Genomic DNA, 16,070 nt, shown 5'->3' on the forward strand with positions numbered 1-16,070 from the left:
GTTCATTAAATACGAAACGGGCATGAGAGCTGGATTTGAATACATCCTTGGCATCGTTAAATAGACGGCTTGGAATGTTTAAGAGTTTGGCTACAAAGAATGGAAAGATGAACGAGAAACAAAATTTCTGGTTGTGCCTTTAAAAAATTTACAGATTGTTTCGGAACGATAATAAGGTTGTTTTCAGTGACGCATAGCTTCCTATAGCGGCATAGCCATAGAACCATCCCATAAAAATGCCCGCGATCAAGTGGTGGCGATGGCTGATGAACACAGAGAACAGCAATCCAATGATGACCGCTACCGCCGGTACATATTTTTTAGGGACTTTCAAAAAAATCTTTATAACTTGAGTTAGAATGAATACAACAGGTACAGCGATGAAAGCATCCCAGACATTTGTTTGTATGACAGGAAAATGGAAATTCATTCATTTCATCCCTTTCTTTCGTATGAGTAGTATTTGTTTATTTGTCAGGAAATAAACCATTTAGGTGCTAGTAGACCCGGATATTGAAGTTTGGGACATCCATACAGGAATGCAGCCTGTCTTGCAGAATATTTTCTAAAAGGCTTTTAACGACAAACAGTCTTCTTGATTCTTCACTTTCCTTGAATCCATTTCTTTCATTTGCTATAATGAGTGACATTCTAATTATAAAATTTTTAGCTACATATCTTGATTTCGAAATATTAGAGAGCAGAATATATTCGAATGAAGAGGAAGGCTGATGTCGAAAACATTGAATTGGGGCTCACCATGAAATGTTCCAAAATGTGATGAACCACCCGGCCTTCCTCGGAACTTGTAGAAAATGGATGCTTTCAAAATAATTGGAGCCCAGAAAAGAAGAGGAATCGTGCTGTTTGTCTTATAATTCGGAAAAAGAAGGAGGAAGAAATCTTTGTTAACGATCGATCCATTATCTTTGCCGGAAAAGGAAAATTATAAGTTTTTAACGGGAGGAATTATTCCCCGCCCCATTGCGTTTGTTACCTCTTTATCTAAGGAGGGGGTATTGAATGGCGGGCCGTTTAGTTACTTTAATATCGTGGCCGCTAATCCACCGCTTTTGTCCATTTCGGTGCAAAGAAACAATGGAATGAAAAAGGATACGGCGAGAAACATTTTAGAAACGGGTGAATTTGTTGTTCATATTGTGGATGAAAGCAATGTGAAAAAAGTCAATCTGACGGCTGCTACCCTTCCGCCGGATGAAAGTGAAATTGAGTTGGCCGGACTGACCCCTGTTGAAAGCACAAAAATTTCTGTTCCGGGAGTCAAAGAGGCGAAAATTCGAATGGAATGTGTGTTGGAACAATCGCTCGAACTTGGCGGCAACGGAGAAAACGCTGCTTGTGATTTGATTATAGGAAAGATTGTTCAATACCATATTGACGAAAATCTTTATCATAAGGGAAGAATAGATGCCCGCCAATTGAAAGCTGTCAGCCGATTAGCCGGAAGCGATTATGCAAAACTTGGAGACTTTTTCTCTATCGAACGGCCGAAATGAGAAGAGGAAACCGAAGGAGATTTCATTTTTGGCGTTAAGGCTATGATCCTTAGTTTCCAACGTCAGAATTTGTAAGAGTATCTTTTGAAGGAATGGCGCAATGATTCGGATGAAAAAATCGCTTTGGATAAAGCGGGAAAGGTCATTATCGAGGGAATGGCGGACAAACACAAGTGTGATATCATGATTCCACGGAAATAGAAAGATGCAAAACGATAAATACCGGAATAGCGATGTTATTCATTGGAAAAACACAGCCCCTCTTCACCCTGAAGAGGGGCTAAATGGAACCGGAGGAATAAAATTACTTATAAGTGAATAAGTTCATCTTTCAGAGTAAAGTCCGTTTTATTCTTTTTTTAGAAGCTTTTTTTCAATTTGTTCACTCTTTAAAGGTTTGCTAAATAAGTACCCTTGTCCAAGGTCACATCCGTATTGCGCAAGGATTTGAAGCTGATCTTCGGTTTCGATTCCTTCGGCCACTACACGTAAATTTAAATTATGGGCAAGGGAAATAATAGAATGTACAAGAGAAGCATTTTTTTGATTCGTTAATTCTTCGACAAATGATTTGTCTAGTTTTAAAACGTCGACTTGCAATTTCATTAAATACGACAAAGAAGAAAAACCGGTTCCAAAATCGTCAATGGCAATTTGGACTCCCATTTGCTTCAGCTTTTGGATCGTTTGAATTGTCGTATCGAAATCTTGAATCATCGTGCTTTCTGTCATTTCTAATATAAGATATTGAGGTTCGATCTCTGCTTTTTTTATTAAGTTTAATATGTCTTCGACTAACGTTCCTTTTTCAAAATGCTGAGGCGAAATGTTGACGGAAACGGGAACCTTATGAAAACCAAGCAATTGCCATTTCTTCATTTGCTTCCCAACTTGTTCAAGAACCCAATGTGTAATGGGAACAATTAAATCTAATTCCTCCGCACGAGAAATAAATTCACTCGGGGCGATCATTCCTTTTTGAGGATGGTTCCAACGAATTAAGGCTTCTAAAGATTCAATCCGTTTCGTTAATAGATTAAATTTCGGCTGATAGACTAAATAAAATTCGTTATTAAGGATGGCTCTTTGAATATCACTTTCGAATGAATCGTTGAAATCCGTTAGCTTGCCGCAAAATTGATAATTGTTCTTCCCGAATTGTTTCGCTTTGTGAAGAGCTTGATTTGCATGTTTTAATAATGTGGAGATATCTCCGCCGCAATTTGGATAGATGCCAATTCCAATAGAAGAAGTCGTCTTAAATTCATGGTTTTTGATTTTCCATGGCTCTTGCAGTGCCGATAAAATTCGTTTTGCCAGATTGCCCACATCTTCGATCGAAATTCCTGTAAGCAAGATCGCAAATTCGTCTCCGCTCAATCGCGCCAATGTATCTTCTTTACGAATGCATGCTTTCACCCGTTTCACAAACTGGATCAATAACTCGTCTCCTACGTCATGGCCTAACGTATTATTCACCCATCTAAACTGGTCTAAATCCAAAAACATGACAAAAAACGGTTCTTGACGGCTTTTAGCTTGATTCATCGTATGGTGGAGGCGTTCCATAAATAAGCGGCGATTGTAGGAACCGGTTAGATAATCATGGAAAGCCATGTTTTCTAATTCTGCTTCATATTGTTTTCGTTCTGTCACTTCTTTTGAAACGCAAAGAATGTGATGAAGCTCCTGGTTCTCGCCATACACGGGTGTCATCTTTGTTTCTAGCCAAATAAAAGAACCCTCTTTATGTTTAAAACGGAATTCCACCGAACTATGCTCTTTTGTTTTTAAAACGTTTTGAAAACACCTAACCACTCGTTCGATGTCTTCTTTGTGAACAAGTTTATAAGGGAATTCGCTTCCTTCATTTAGAACGATTCCTAAAACGGTACGATGTGAAGGAGAAGAATATAAAATATTCATATCAGCGTCAAGAAGAGAAACGAGGTCGGTCGTGTTTTCCGCAATTAATCGATACTTCGCTTCATATTCCTGTAATTTTCTTTCCTCTTTCACGATAAAATTTTGTAAAAACGCTATTATATAGGCCGTTTTCACTTGCTCATTATCGATAAGCGAGAGATTATTATCCACATCTGTTAAATTTTCATCATTACGGCCAAAAATCGTGTCAACCAGTTCGGACGTTCCGTCTAACTCGATCTGGAATGACTTTTTCAATGACGTCTTATTTTCAGGAATCTCCACAGAAAGATTTTTCCCAAGCACTTCATTTTCTGAATAATCGTATGTCGATTTTTGATTTATTTTTTGGAGATTGACAATCGATTCGATTATATTAGAAAAAGGGTCTGGAATTTTTTTTGCACGAATTCGTTCATTTTGGCTGCTCTTTTGTTCAGTAATGTTTTGGGCAATCCCCAATACACCGGTTACAGTATTGTTCACAATAATCGGAATATTGGTTAGTTTAAGCAATACACGCTCTTTTTTCTGATTATAAATGGAACATTGGTAGTGTCTGATTTCTCCTTGCAAGACAGCATGGAAATGTTCCATTGCAGACGCCAGACTATCAGGTGTTATTAAGGAAGCAAATGAACAGTTCATAAGATCTTTCCATCTATATCCGGTCACTTGTTCAACCGAGTGATTGGCCTTTAAAATACGACCCTTCAAATCCAATTGGAAGATAAGAACGGGATGGTTTTTTGCTGCAGATTGATGATACTGTTGGCTTTCTTTGAACTGACGCTCTTTTTCCGTTTGTTCCGATATCTCTTTAAAAATCCCCATAAAGCCTATGATTTCTCCGTTTTTATTTTTTATGGAGGAATACGAAGTGTTCACATGAAGCGGTCTACCATCTTTTCGTTTCCATGTTGTTCGATGAAAAAGGAATTTATTTTCTTTTTGCAATGGGATGGACCGATTGTGGCATTCTTCCTCAAAACGACCCGGCGTGAGCTTTAAATGATGGATAGGGAGCCCAACGACATCTTCTTCTTTCCAACCAAATAACGAGGCAAAGGAAGGGTTGGCGCGGATGATGGTCCAATTGGAATCCATTATCAATATCCCATCCGATGTCGCGGCGAAAAAAGATTCAAAAATGGAACGCAAAGGAATGAAGTCTTCCTCGATTTTTTTTCGTTTGTTTCCAACTCTTCCGATCACTATCATATGAGTACATTTTCCTTGGGAATTGAAAATAGGGGTGATCGCCAATTCACTTACATTCTGACCGATGATAGACTGAATTCCGTTATTATACTCTAAGCAGCGGGCTGAAATGAACGCTTTGTTTAATGCATCATGGAGGTTTGACGCATACGGGTCGGGAAGCACTTCTTCCGCAAATTTTCCGTATTTTTCTTTGTTGATACCGACTTTAAAAGCTGTTTCATTTGCTGTCAGCAATTGAAACTTTCCATCTATGACTTCAAAAAGGAGGGCAAAATCTGTCATTTGATGAAAAGCTTTCTCAATCATTTCTAATAAAGTAGAATTTGACATATTGAAACCCCTTTTAGTATAATCTCAAATTCATCTATCTTATTTTCTTTATGTTGATAATTTTTTAACTTTTTCACGAAAAAATACACATCTATTTTATCTATAAGAGTGTGTATAAAAGGTTTGTAGAAACTTTCTTATTATACTTTTTTTACATATTAATACAAAATACTACAAATGACAACTGACAAAGGCTGATTGAGTCGAGTTTTTTCAAATTTTCGTTTTTTTTTGCATGAAATTAGGGCATTATAAAAATTTTATTGAAAGCGTTATAGCAATCAAAAAATGATTTGGTACCGTCAAGAATTTTGTGTTATGCAAGATAGATAGGGTATCTCTGAAATGGATTTGGAATGGATAGGGGTTCGATTTCCTCCACACAGGAGACTGAATATTCAGTCTCCTGTGTGGAAAGGGAGAATCCCCTTATTTTGTTTATTTACAATATTTGGTTAACAATAACGTTCTTCAAACATTCGTTGAAGGGCTTCTTGCGCTTCGGCAAATCCTCGCAACTTTCGCCCTGCCCATTTCTCGTTAAAGTCCTGTATCGTCAAATATACGACTTTTTCAGCGGCTTCTAAACTGCTCAAACTGTTCATCGGTTTTAGGCGTTTCCGAATCTCTTTGATCGTTCGTTCAATGGCATTGGTCGTGTAAATCACACTTCGAATACTGCTTGGATAATCCATAAATGTAAGGAGGACATCCAACTCATTGGCCCAAGACTGGACTTCTCTCGGATACTTACTAGATCATTTCGACTCAAACTGCTGAAAAATCTCCAGCGCGATTTCTTTATTCGGAGATCGATAAATGAGTTTCAGATCCTCCGCCATTTCGAATTGGTCTTTTTTCCGAACACGACTAAGTGTGTTACGGACTTTGTGAACAACACAACGCTGCACATCGGCTTTCGGATAAACCGCCTTAAAGGCTTCCTCTAAACCCGGTAGTCCATCGAATACGCCCAGAGGCACTTCCTTGACTCCTCTTTTGTAGAGCTGTTGGAGAATCTCCCGCCATCCATAGGCGCTTTCTTGTCCTCCCACGAAAAAATTGAGAATTTCGCGATACCCTTCTTCATTTACTCCTAACACAACATAAATAACTTCTTTTTCTACCGTATCGCGGCGAAGTTTCACGTACAAGCCGTCCAAATATAAGACCGAATAACGCTTGGGTAGTGGACGAGTGTGCCATTTTCGATATCTTCCTTTACGACATCAGTAATATACGGCTGATCGTGGTTGGAGAATAGGCATTTCCTAGAATTCGTTCGACCCACTTGCCAAATTCCCGTGTACTCATGCCGCTTTGATACATCTTGATGATGGCTTCTTCCAGCCAGCCGGTTTGTCGTTGGTAAGGGGCAAACAGCTGCGTTTGAAATTCTCTCTTTCGGTCTCTTGGGACCAAAAGCCCTTCCATCCGGCCATATTGTGTATCTAGATTTCGTTGATAGTAGCCGTTTCTCAATTGGATGTGTCTGACTGTTCGATTTCGAGGAAATTTTTGATTTCTTCCCGCGTAATCAGCTCTAATTTTTCTTTCACAAACTGACGAATGGCATTTTCCAGTTGATTTGCTCAGTCGATATTCGATATACTTTTAGACATAGGTAGGGTTCTCCTTTCTCTGGAATGTTTTTCGTCCAATCAGAGAATACCCTGCCTTTTTTCTTTTGAGCTAGTCAAATGCTTTACACAAAATTTTATACATCATCTGTATACGAAAAGATATTTTTTTTTGCATTTATTTTTTTGGCAAAGTAAACTGAATAGTAACATCATTTATTTCACCGCTGGAGCAAAAAGAGGAGGAAGAAAAAGTGAAAGCGAAAGTGACGTGGAATGGGCAAATGTCATTTACAGGGATGAGCGCTTCGGGAGTGGAAATCCCGATGGATGCCTCCAAAGAAGCAGGGGGGCAAGATTCTGGAGCGAGACCGATGGAATTGATTTTACATGGGCTTGCCGGATGTACGGGAATTGACATTATATCGATCTTGACAAAAATGCGACTTGAGGTTCGTTCGTTTTATATGGAAGTGGAAGGAACCCGTGCGGACGATCATCCGAAACGGTTTACGGATATTCACATTCATTATGTGTTAGAAGGGGATTTGCCAGAGGACAAAGTCGTCCGTGCCATTCAATTGTCTAAAGAGAAGTACTGCTCTGTATCCCATTCGTTAAATGCCAACATTACGGCAAGCTACTCGATTAATGGTGTGAAAGGGGAAAAACAGTTGTAAAAATCCAACAAGTCACGATTCACGCCAATACAAGCGAATTTTAAAAGGGGCTGATTGGAAAGCAATTCTGCTTTTCGGTCGGCCCCTTTTTCTTGGACTACTAAAACGGATAGCGGCGATACTCCTTTTGAACCGATACCCATTTTGTCATCGTAAACTCTTCCACAACCCACGGGTTTCCGAACCGTCCGATACCGCTGGATTTTGTGCCGCCAAACGGGACGGTCGGGCTATCATTGACCGTCTGATCGTTAATATGTGTCATACCGCTTTCAATTTGTAAGGCTAATTGTTCGCCTTCGCTTAAATCTTCGGTGAAAATCGCTGAACTTAAACCATATTCGGTATCGTTCGCCATCGCGATCGCCTCGTCATCGGATTCAGCTTTAATAATGGTCGCGATTGGGGAGAACAATTCGGTTTGTGCCAGTTTGCTGTTATTATCGACATCGACAAATACAGTCGGCGTTAAAATGTTGCCGATTCGCTTTCCTTCGAGCGCCACTTTGGCACCTTCTTTTTTCGCTTCTTCAATGATCGCCAAGGCTTTTTCGATTTGTTTTTCGTTAATCAGCGGACCGATGATCGTTTTCGGATCGCGCGGGTCGCCATACGGAAGCGCTTTCGCCCGTTCGACGAATTTTTCGACAAACTCATCATAATGGTTTTTATGGACAATGATGCGGTTAATAATCATACAAATTTGCCCTTGATGGATAAACTTGCCGAATATTGCTGCGTCAACGGCACGATCCACATTGGCATCAGCAAGAACGACAAACGGGTTGTTACCGCCAAGCTCTAGCGCGACGCGTTTTAACATTCCGCCTGCGATCGCTCCGATATGCTTGCCGACAGCGGTCGAACCAGTAAAACTAATAAGCTGTGAATTCGGATTGGTTAACATATCGTCGCCGATTTCATCGATATCGGTGAGAATGACGTTTAAAACTCCTTTTGGCAATCCGGCATATTCAAAGGCTCTTGCGATGATGGAGCCGCCTGTGAAGCATGTTTGGATATCCGGCTTATGTACGACGCTATTTCCTAACGCAATCGCTGGGGCGATTGTTCTCATCGACAAATTCATTGGAAAGTTAAACGGAGAAATCGATGTGATGACCCCTAATGGCAGGCGATAAATCCGGTTGATTTTTCCTTCTGTTTCCGACGGAATTTCCTTCACTTTTGTCAATTCATCGACCATGTTGATTGCTTCTTCGACAAGCCCAATCGATAAATCGACTTCCACATTCGCCTTAATGATGCTTCCGCCTGTTTCGCGGGCGATCATATCCATAATTGCATCCCGATTGGAACGTAAATATTCCGCCGCTTTGCGGAGCACTTCCTTTTTCTCTTCTGGGGGTGTGTTCGCCCATTCTTTTTGAGCTTGTTTGGCGACGTCAAACGCTTCGGCAAGCTGTTTTTTCGTTGCCAGACGAATGGTTGCAATAACGGAATTGTCATACGGGTTTAAGTTACCATATGTCCGTTCGCTAAGTCCATCGACCCATTCGCCGTTGATGAAACTTTTGTTGAATTGTTCATATCGTTCCATCAGAGACACCTCCTTTGTATACAGTGACAATCCTATTTTTTACACTCATGATTTTTGTTATGCATTACGTTATTCAACCTTTTAGGATAAAACGCGAGTGAATGACAAAAGATTTTTCCGTAGATTCATAGACAATCACGAATAGTTAGAAAAATACGGTACCGTCAAGAATTTTGTGTAATGTAAGATAGATAGGGTATCTCTGAAATGGATTTGGAATGGATAGGGAACCGGTTTCCTTCACACAAGAGACTGAATATTCAGTCTCTTGTGTGGAAAGGGAAAATCCCCTTATTTTGTTTATTTACAATATTTGGTTAACAATAACGTTCTTCAAACATTCGTTGAAGGGCTTCTTGCGCTTCGGCAAATCCTCGCAACTTTCGCCCTGCCCATTTCTCATTAAAATCTTGGATGGTCAAATACACGACTTTTTCAGCGGCTTCTAAACTGCTCAAACTGTTCATCGGTTTTAGGCGTTTCCGAATCTCCTTGATCGTTCGTTCGATGGCATTGGTCGTATAAATCACACTTCGAATACTGCTTGGATAGTCCATAAAGGTGAGAAGGACATCCAACTCATTGGCCCAAGATTGGACTTCCCTTGGGTATTTGTGAGACCATTTGGATTGAAACTGTTGAAACATCTCCAATGCGATTTCTTTATTCGGAGAACGATAAATGAGTTTCAGGTCCTCCGCCATTTCGAATTGATCTTTTTTCCGAACACGGCTGAGGGTGTTGCGGACTTTGTGAACGACACAGCGCTGCACATCGGCTTTCGGATAAACCGCCTTAAAGGCTTCCTCTAAACCCGGTAGTCCATCGAATACGCCCAGAAGCACTTCCTTGACGCCTCTTTTGTAGAGCTGTTGGAGAATCTCCTGCCATACATAGGCGCTTTCTTGTCCTCCTACGAAGAAATCAAGAATTTCACGATACCCTTCTTCGTTCACCCCCAATACCACATAAATAACTTCTTTCTCTACCGTATCTCGGCGAAGTTTCACGTACAAGCCGTCCAAATATAAGACCGAATAACGCTTGTGTAGTGGACGAGCGTGCCATTTCTCGATGTCTTCCTTCACGACATCGGTAATCCGGCTGATCGTCGCAGGAGAATAGGTGCTTCCTAGAATTCGTTCGATAAACTTGCCAATTTCCCGTGTACTCATGCCGCTTTGATACATCTTGATGATGGCTTCTTCCAGCCAGCCGGTTTGTCGTTGGCAAGGGGCAAACAGTTGCGTTTGAAATTCTCCATTTCGGTCTCTTGGGACCAAAAGCCCTTCCATCCGGCCATATTGTGTATCTAGATTTCGTTGATAGTAGCCGTTTCTCATATTCGGCGTTCCAGCCTGTTCGATTTCGAGGAAATTTTTGATTTCTTCCCGCATAATCAGTTCTAATTTTTCTTTTACAAACTGACGAATGGCATTTTCCAGTTGATTTGCCCAGTCGACATTCGGTATACTTCTTTTAGACATAGGTAGGGTACTCCTTTCTCTGGAATGTGTTGTGGTCCAAATCAGAGAATACCCTACCTTTTTTCTTTTGTTCTAGCAAAATGCTTTACACAAAATTTTATACATCATCGCAATACCAGTAATCTTTTTCCTTGTCAGGGGATGAGAGATGATAATACTTTTCATTCCCTGACAAGGTCAGCATGCGAAGTGCGGTAAAAAAAGTCTCTATTTTCTGTGTCTAGTTTCTTGACATAACACCATTAGTACAGGATGAGTAAGAACGAAAGAATATCTTTTTGTTTAAGAATACGTAAATGAAACAACCTTTCCTGCAACTGAGTGTTAGGAGATAGTTAAATATTAGTTATTGTAAAAGTAGTTTAGTTTACTATAGTGAATTATTATTTAGAAACCGCTTACAAATATACATTGTTCGAATTAATCACTAGATAATAGTGGCAGTCTTCATGACCTATATTGGTAAAACTATGTTCAATATCTGCTTCATAATACATGGAATCGCCTTCTTCTAAGTCATACGTTTCATTTCCTAATTTTACTCTTAATTTACCCTTAGCTACCGAGATATACTCCTTAACTCCTTTTTTGTGCTTTGGGAAAATTCCTGAAGCTTTTTTATAAGGAATAATATTTAAAATAAATTCGATCCCCCTTGATGGGAAAGAAGGAGATAAAAGATGTCTTTCAAAACCACTATGTTCATCCTTATAAATATATCTTTCCTCCTTTTTTATAACAATCACCTCTTTTCTAGCATCTTCTCCTAATAATTGTGAAAGGGTCATATCTAAACCTTCTGCAATTTGACAAGCCACTTGGATAGTAGGGTTTTTTTCCCCTCTTTCGATTTGCGAAAGCATAGAGCGACTTACTCCACAGCGATCAGATAATTCCTGTAAAGAAAGTGACTTAGATTTTCTAGCTTTTTTAACGTTTTCCCCGAAACTCATGATGAATCCCTCCTGCAATAAGTTCAGTTTGAAAAAAGATATAATATAAATGTTTAAGTTAATCAAAAGGTCGAATGGAAAGTTTCATTATATGGCGGAAAATCAATTTGATACATAACTATATTACACTATAGTGGAATTTTTGTCTTGACTTTCATGGTAATTTAGTAATAATATGGAAATATATCCACTATAGTGGAATTTAAACTATGGAAAAAAGTGATATTTATTAATTCTCCAATGTTAACACAAAAAAACTCTAAAAACTATTGTTATCAATAACAATACATAGGGGTGATAAAACTGATCTCGACATTAGTTTTTATTGATGGTGAATTTTATCCTAAAGAACATGCAAAGATTAGTGTTTACGATCATGGATTATTATATGGGGACGGTATCTACGAAGGAATGCGCTGTTATTCCGGATATGTCTTTCAAATGAATGAGCACTTGGAAAGGTTGATGAAATCAGCAAAAAGCCTGAGAATGGAAATTCCTTATAATAAGCAAGAGATTGGCGAATTCGTATTAGAAACTTTAAGGAAGAATCGGTTAAATAATGCCTATATACGGTTATTAGTTACAAGGGGGAATGGAGCAATTGGCCCTGATCCTCGTTCGTGTAAACGTCCATCCCTCATTATTATTGTTGAAGATTTACCGAATGTCCATGGAACTGATGCTTTAACAAAGGGAATATCAATGGCGATTGTTTCGATTCGCCGAGATGCCATCGATGCAACATCTCATGAAATCAAATCTCTAAATTATCTTAATAGTATTCAGGGAAAAATGGAAGCCATTCAATACAACGCTGATGATGCTATACTTCTTGATTCGAGAGGATTTATCTCTGAATCTCCCATTTGTAATATATTTATCTATTCAAATGGCGAAATTGCCACTCCGCATTCAGGAAATGGAATTTTATTAGGAATCACTCGTCAAAACGTTATTGAAATTGCTAAAGAAATGGGACTGTCTGTAGTACAACGCGATATAACACCGTATGAATTGATCAATGCCGATGAAGTTTTTATAACTGGGACACATGCTGAAATTGTAGGAGTGACCAAAGTTAATAATATTGAGATCGGTAGTGGATGTGTTGGGGAAATTACAAAACAAATTATGTCACGATTTCGTGAAAGAACTCTTAACCCGAAATTTGGAACACCTATAGAAAAACAGTTTGTTTAAAATTATTTGAATATTAATTATTTTATTAATTAACTCAGCTTTCGCAGTCCAAAATCTTGTTTAAATGCTTGATGTAAATGGTTTTGGGAAGTACAAAATTATCATTTGACATTTTTTAAAACATAAAGAAAGACACCTATTCTTTTGGTAAAATATTGGTGACGAAACCAAATCCAAAAGAAAGGTGTCACCACTATGATAACGAATAAAGACTACTTTGCGCAATTACCAAAAGAAATTAAACAAGGATTTTCCGAATTAAATATTGGATATCATTTAAGAAAAGCGAATATTACGAAACTTTCCGGGTATTCTTGTCTTACTGTTTTCAAACTGATTTTTCTTTTAGTCTTCCAATATAAGAACTGGTTTCGTGCTTTTATGAGTAAACGATCTCAGGATCTGCCCGGAAAGGATACAGTCTATCGCTTTTTAAATACACCAACCTATCATTGGAGAAAGTTTCTGCTTTCATTAAGCAGTGAAATGATCCGTCTGCTTCAACCATTAACTTCAAAAGATCGTGTCACAGCTTTTGTGATTGATGATTCTGTCTTTTCAAGAAACCGTAGTAAGTCGGTTGAACTGTTGGCTAAGGTTTTTGATCACTCTACCCATCAGTACTTGAAAGGGTTTCAAATGCTTACCCTTGGCTGGACCGATAGTTTTACTTTTATTCCCGTTGATTTTGCTCTTCTAAGTTCACCGAAAAAGGAAAATCGCCTGCAAGAAATCAATACCAATATTGATAAACGAACATCTGGCTATAAGCGTCGCCAGGAAGCTCTGAAATCAAAACCGGACGTGGCTTCAGCTTTACTTGATCATGCGCTTGAAAAAGGGATTATAGCTGACTATGTTCTCATGGATTCCTGGTTTACACAAGCGCCTTTAATTGAGAAGATTACGAACAAAGGGTTATTTGTCATTGGCTTGGTGAAGCAATTAAAGCAGCGATACGTTTACAATGGTGAACGTTTCACACTGAATCAACTTTACAAATTGGCAAAACCTCACATGGGTAAAAAAGACATTCGCGGATCCGTTTATGCTACTTTAGACAATGGAATTCCAGTAAAAATTCTATTTGTACGAAACCGTAATAAACGGAGCGAATGGCTTGCCATTCTCAGCACAGATACAACATTAGAAAATGAAGAGATCATTCGTATTTACGGCATGCGTTGGGACATTGAAGTCTTCTTCAAATGCAATAAATCCCTTTTAAATTTAGAGAAAGAATTCCAGGGACGTTCCTACGACATGTTAATTAGCCATACAACCATTGTTTTTACACGATATATTCTCATTGCTTGGCAAATGCGAAAAGAGGAGGATCCTAAGACGATTGGCAACCTTTTTTACATCCTTTGCGAAGATGTAAAAGACATAGATTTTATTACTGCCCTTCAATCACTTATTGACCTTTTCCAAACTTTGGCGGAAGCCGAGGTTTCTTTGAACATGGACATCTTTAAAAATCAAATGAATAAATGGTTGGCCACTATACCTAATTATATCAAGCAATGCTTAAATATTTCTGTGTGCGAAAGTTGAGTTAATTAAATTTATAAAATTAAAGGTGGTAGATAAAATTGTTATTTACAACAAATATTGAACAAAATTATAAGACTTTACTTTCCAATTTATCGTCCGGAAAAAGTACTATAAGTGAAACATTAATTGACTTAACAGAAACTCACTTGATGGAAATGTTGTTACCATCGTTTAGATATACAGGAATAGAATTATTGGTTGGAGAAGGTGATGGGATATTACCAGGTGATGTTACTGGGCAGTTAGTATTGAATCGAGAATTAGGAGAGAAGCTATTAGATGAAGCAAGAAGAAGAAATACGAAGATTGATTTAATTTATTCAACCCCATACGGAGATCTCGAAGATTTTCGTCTCATTCAATCTATTAGAGGTTTCTTCACCAATCAAAAAGGTCGTACAACATTTTGTCCGGTTCAGGCAAGTTGCGAAGGAATTCCATCTATAGTGGGAGTGAATTGCACTTATATTGAAGAACAAGACCAAATGACCTATAAATATTTTTTTAAAGATGGAAGTTATATAGAAATTGAACAACCTATACGAAAGGTCTATTTTTCCATATATGGAAATAACATCGAAATTCTTGAAGGACAATTTCTTTCAATGAGCGGAAGGCATGGAAGAATATATAAGGGTGAATTGCTCGTAGAAGAGCCGTTAATTGCTAAAGTTTATAAACTGCTTACCCAATGTTATTTAGAAGCTATTGAGATGGTAGGTCCATTAAAGGCATACACTTGTATAGTTGAGACAAATACTTTCCAACAAAACAAACAATGGCTCATTGATTCTATTCAATCAGAAGAGTTTCAGTTATTCCAAGAGCTTGTTCACCATGCCCAAGATGTAACTGATTTAGAGGTATTTGCCACAGCCCATACTACAAAAGGAATGGTTCAAACACTTTTGTATGCAAGCCATATCTCGATAGATGACGATAACCGAGTGGTCATCAAGGTTAGAGAAGATAAATATGCACTTGGTCTTTTACGTGATGAACGTATGTGGAATGATCCAGAGGCAATTGATTTGATGAGATTGATTTTTCTAGGTCCGGATGTTGTTGGTAAACATTTCAACAAATTCAAAAACAAATATGTAGAAATTTTCTCTAATCTTCTTTATCAAACATTTAAAGTTGGGGTAGGCAAAATTGCGGTCATCAGATTATTATGTATGCCATTTAAGATGATTTTTACAGAAAAATTTGATGTGAAACGTTTCTCTCAGAAGTTCGACTTAGATGAAAAGGATATTAGAAATCGAGTAAATGTTCTCACAAATGAAACTGAGACGTACCATGGTTGTCGTGGTGTAAGGGTTACTGTTCAACGTGAAGATATATGCGAACTTTGGTGTGAAGGTTTACTAAAAGCAGCAAAAAGAGCTAATGATGAAGGGATAAAAACACAAATCCAGATTCTCTTATCCATGGTAACGTTCCCTCAAGAAGTTGAGATGTTTATTGAGGTGTTTGAGCGAAAGATAAGAGAAATGATTGAAACCAAATGTGACTGGATTCGCGGTATATCGGTAATGATAGAAACGTCTGGAGCGTTTCATTTAATAGAAGATATTTTGGATTTGAAAGGGAAAAATTATTTGTTAAATGGTGTTTTGTTCGGTGGCAATGATTTTACCGCTGCGTGTCTAAATATGAATCGCACGGATTCAGCTAATTCCATTATTCCTAGCTATGTTCAACTCGGGATAATGAATAGAAGCCCTTTTCAAACAATAAATACTCAAATTGTAGGTAAAGCAATTGTGACAAGTTTGCGACGTATTCGCAATTTACGAAGAATTAATAACCGTGATTACTTAATTGGCTTGGGGGGTGAAATTGCAGGAGACTGGGAATCTGTTCAATGGTTAACTCGTCATGCGGCACCCCTCGGTTTAAATTATGTATCCACACCCCCTGAACGTATTCTGTTTTCACTATTTGCTAGCGCACAAGCATCTTTAGTGGAATTTTAAGCTCATAAAGAGAAGAGAGTTTTGACGATGAGCATTCAAAACTTTTTTTTACCTTTTTTCTTATCAAAAA

At 38.4% G+C, this 16,070-nt stretch carries 10 protein-coding genes and 1 pseudogene; 5 read left to right on the plus strand and 6 right to left on the minus strand.

Annotation, left to right across the window (positions count from 1 at the left end):
- Window positions 1–148: 148 nt before the first annotated feature.
- Entirely contained in the window at window positions 149–430 is a 282-nt protein-coding gene (locus NST81_RS03710; RefSeq protein WP_048622683.1) for a hypothetical protein, read from the minus strand.
- 475 nt (window positions 431–905) lie between these two features.
- Between NST81_RS03710 and NST81_RS03715 the strand changes: the two genes are divergently transcribed.
- On the plus strand, window positions 906–1,517 hold the full coding sequence (locus NST81_RS03715; RefSeq protein WP_003353878.1) for a flavin reductase family protein: 612 nt from the start codon (window positions 906–908) through the stop codon (window positions 1,515–1,517).
- Between the two features lie 348 nt (window positions 1,518–1,865).
- On the opposite strand, the gene NST81_RS03720 is transcribed toward NST81_RS03715, so the two are convergent.
- Both NST81_RS03720 and NST81_RS03725 read right to left on the minus strand, forming a co-directional pair.
- Window positions 1,866–4,997 carry a sensor domain-containing protein gene (locus NST81_RS03720; RefSeq protein ID WP_341028482.1) on the minus strand — a complete coding sequence of 1,044 codons (3,132 nt, stop codon included), beginning with the start codon at window positions 4,995–4,997 and terminating at the stop codon, window positions 1,866–1,868.
- Between the two features lie 455 nt (window positions 4,998–5,452).
- A pseudogene (locus NST81_RS03725) lies at window positions 5,453–6,580 on the minus strand (IS256 family transposase).
- 251 nt (window positions 6,581–6,831) lie between these two features.
- Here NST81_RS03725 and NST81_RS03730 point away from each other — a divergent pair.
- The gene (locus tag NST81_RS03730; RefSeq protein WP_081160204.1) at window positions 6,832–7,257 is read left to right on the plus strand and encodes an OsmC family protein; all 426 of its coding nucleotides are present in this window, start codon (window positions 6,832–6,834) and stop codon (window positions 7,255–7,257) included.
- Between the two features lie 100 nt (window positions 7,258–7,357).
- Here the strand turns inward: NST81_RS03730 and NST81_RS03735 are convergent, their stop codons facing one another.
- The 3 genes from NST81_RS03735 to NST81_RS03745 form a co-directional block, all read right to left on the minus strand.
- Window positions 7,358–8,818 (minus strand): aldehyde dehydrogenase family protein, encoded by a 1,461-nt coding sequence (locus NST81_RS03735; RefSeq protein ID WP_341028487.1) that lies wholly within the window; start codon window positions 8,816–8,818, stop codon window positions 7,358–7,360.
- A 317-nt stretch (window positions 8,819–9,135) separates the two neighbouring features.
- The gene (locus NST81_RS03740) at window positions 9,136–10,305 is read right to left on the minus strand and encodes an IS256 family transposase (RefSeq protein ID WP_341028489.1); all 1,170 of its coding nucleotides are present in this window, start codon (window positions 10,303–10,305) and stop codon (window positions 9,136–9,138) included.
- A gap of 398 nt (window positions 10,306–10,703) precedes the next feature.
- Window positions 10,704–11,258 carry a helix-turn-helix domain-containing protein gene (locus tag NST81_RS03745; RefSeq protein WP_341028492.1) on the minus strand — a complete coding sequence of 185 codons (555 nt, stop codon included), beginning with the start codon at window positions 11,256–11,258 and terminating at the stop codon, window positions 10,704–10,706.
- 294 nt (window positions 11,259–11,552) lie between these two features.
- Between NST81_RS03745 and ilvE the strand changes: the two genes are divergently transcribed.
- From ilvE to NST81_RS03760, 3 genes are all read left to right on the plus strand, one after another.
- Window positions 11,553–12,461, plus strand: coding sequence for a branched-chain-amino-acid transaminase (ilvE, locus tag NST81_RS03750; protein ID WP_341028494.1), 909 nt, complete (start codon window positions 11,553–11,555; stop codon window positions 12,459–12,461).
- 195 nt (window positions 12,462–12,656) lie between these two features.
- On the plus strand, window positions 12,657–14,018 hold the full coding sequence (locus NST81_RS03755) for an IS4 family transposase (RefSeq protein WP_087960047.1): 1,362 nt from the start codon (window positions 12,657–12,659) through the stop codon (window positions 14,016–14,018).
- A 38-nt stretch (window positions 14,019–14,056) separates the two neighbouring features.
- A complete protein-coding gene (locus NST81_RS03760) occupies window positions 14,057–16,000 on the plus strand; it encodes a putative PEP-binding protein (RefSeq protein WP_341028497.1) in 1,944 nt (647 codons plus the stop codon).
- Window positions 16,001–16,070 lie beyond the last annotated feature (70 nt).

It is taken from the genome of Bacillus sp. FSL W8-0223 (genome assembly GCF_038006805.1).
Lineage (GTDB): Bacteria > Bacillota > Bacilli > Bacillales > DSM-4216 > Bacillus_O > Bacillus_O smithii.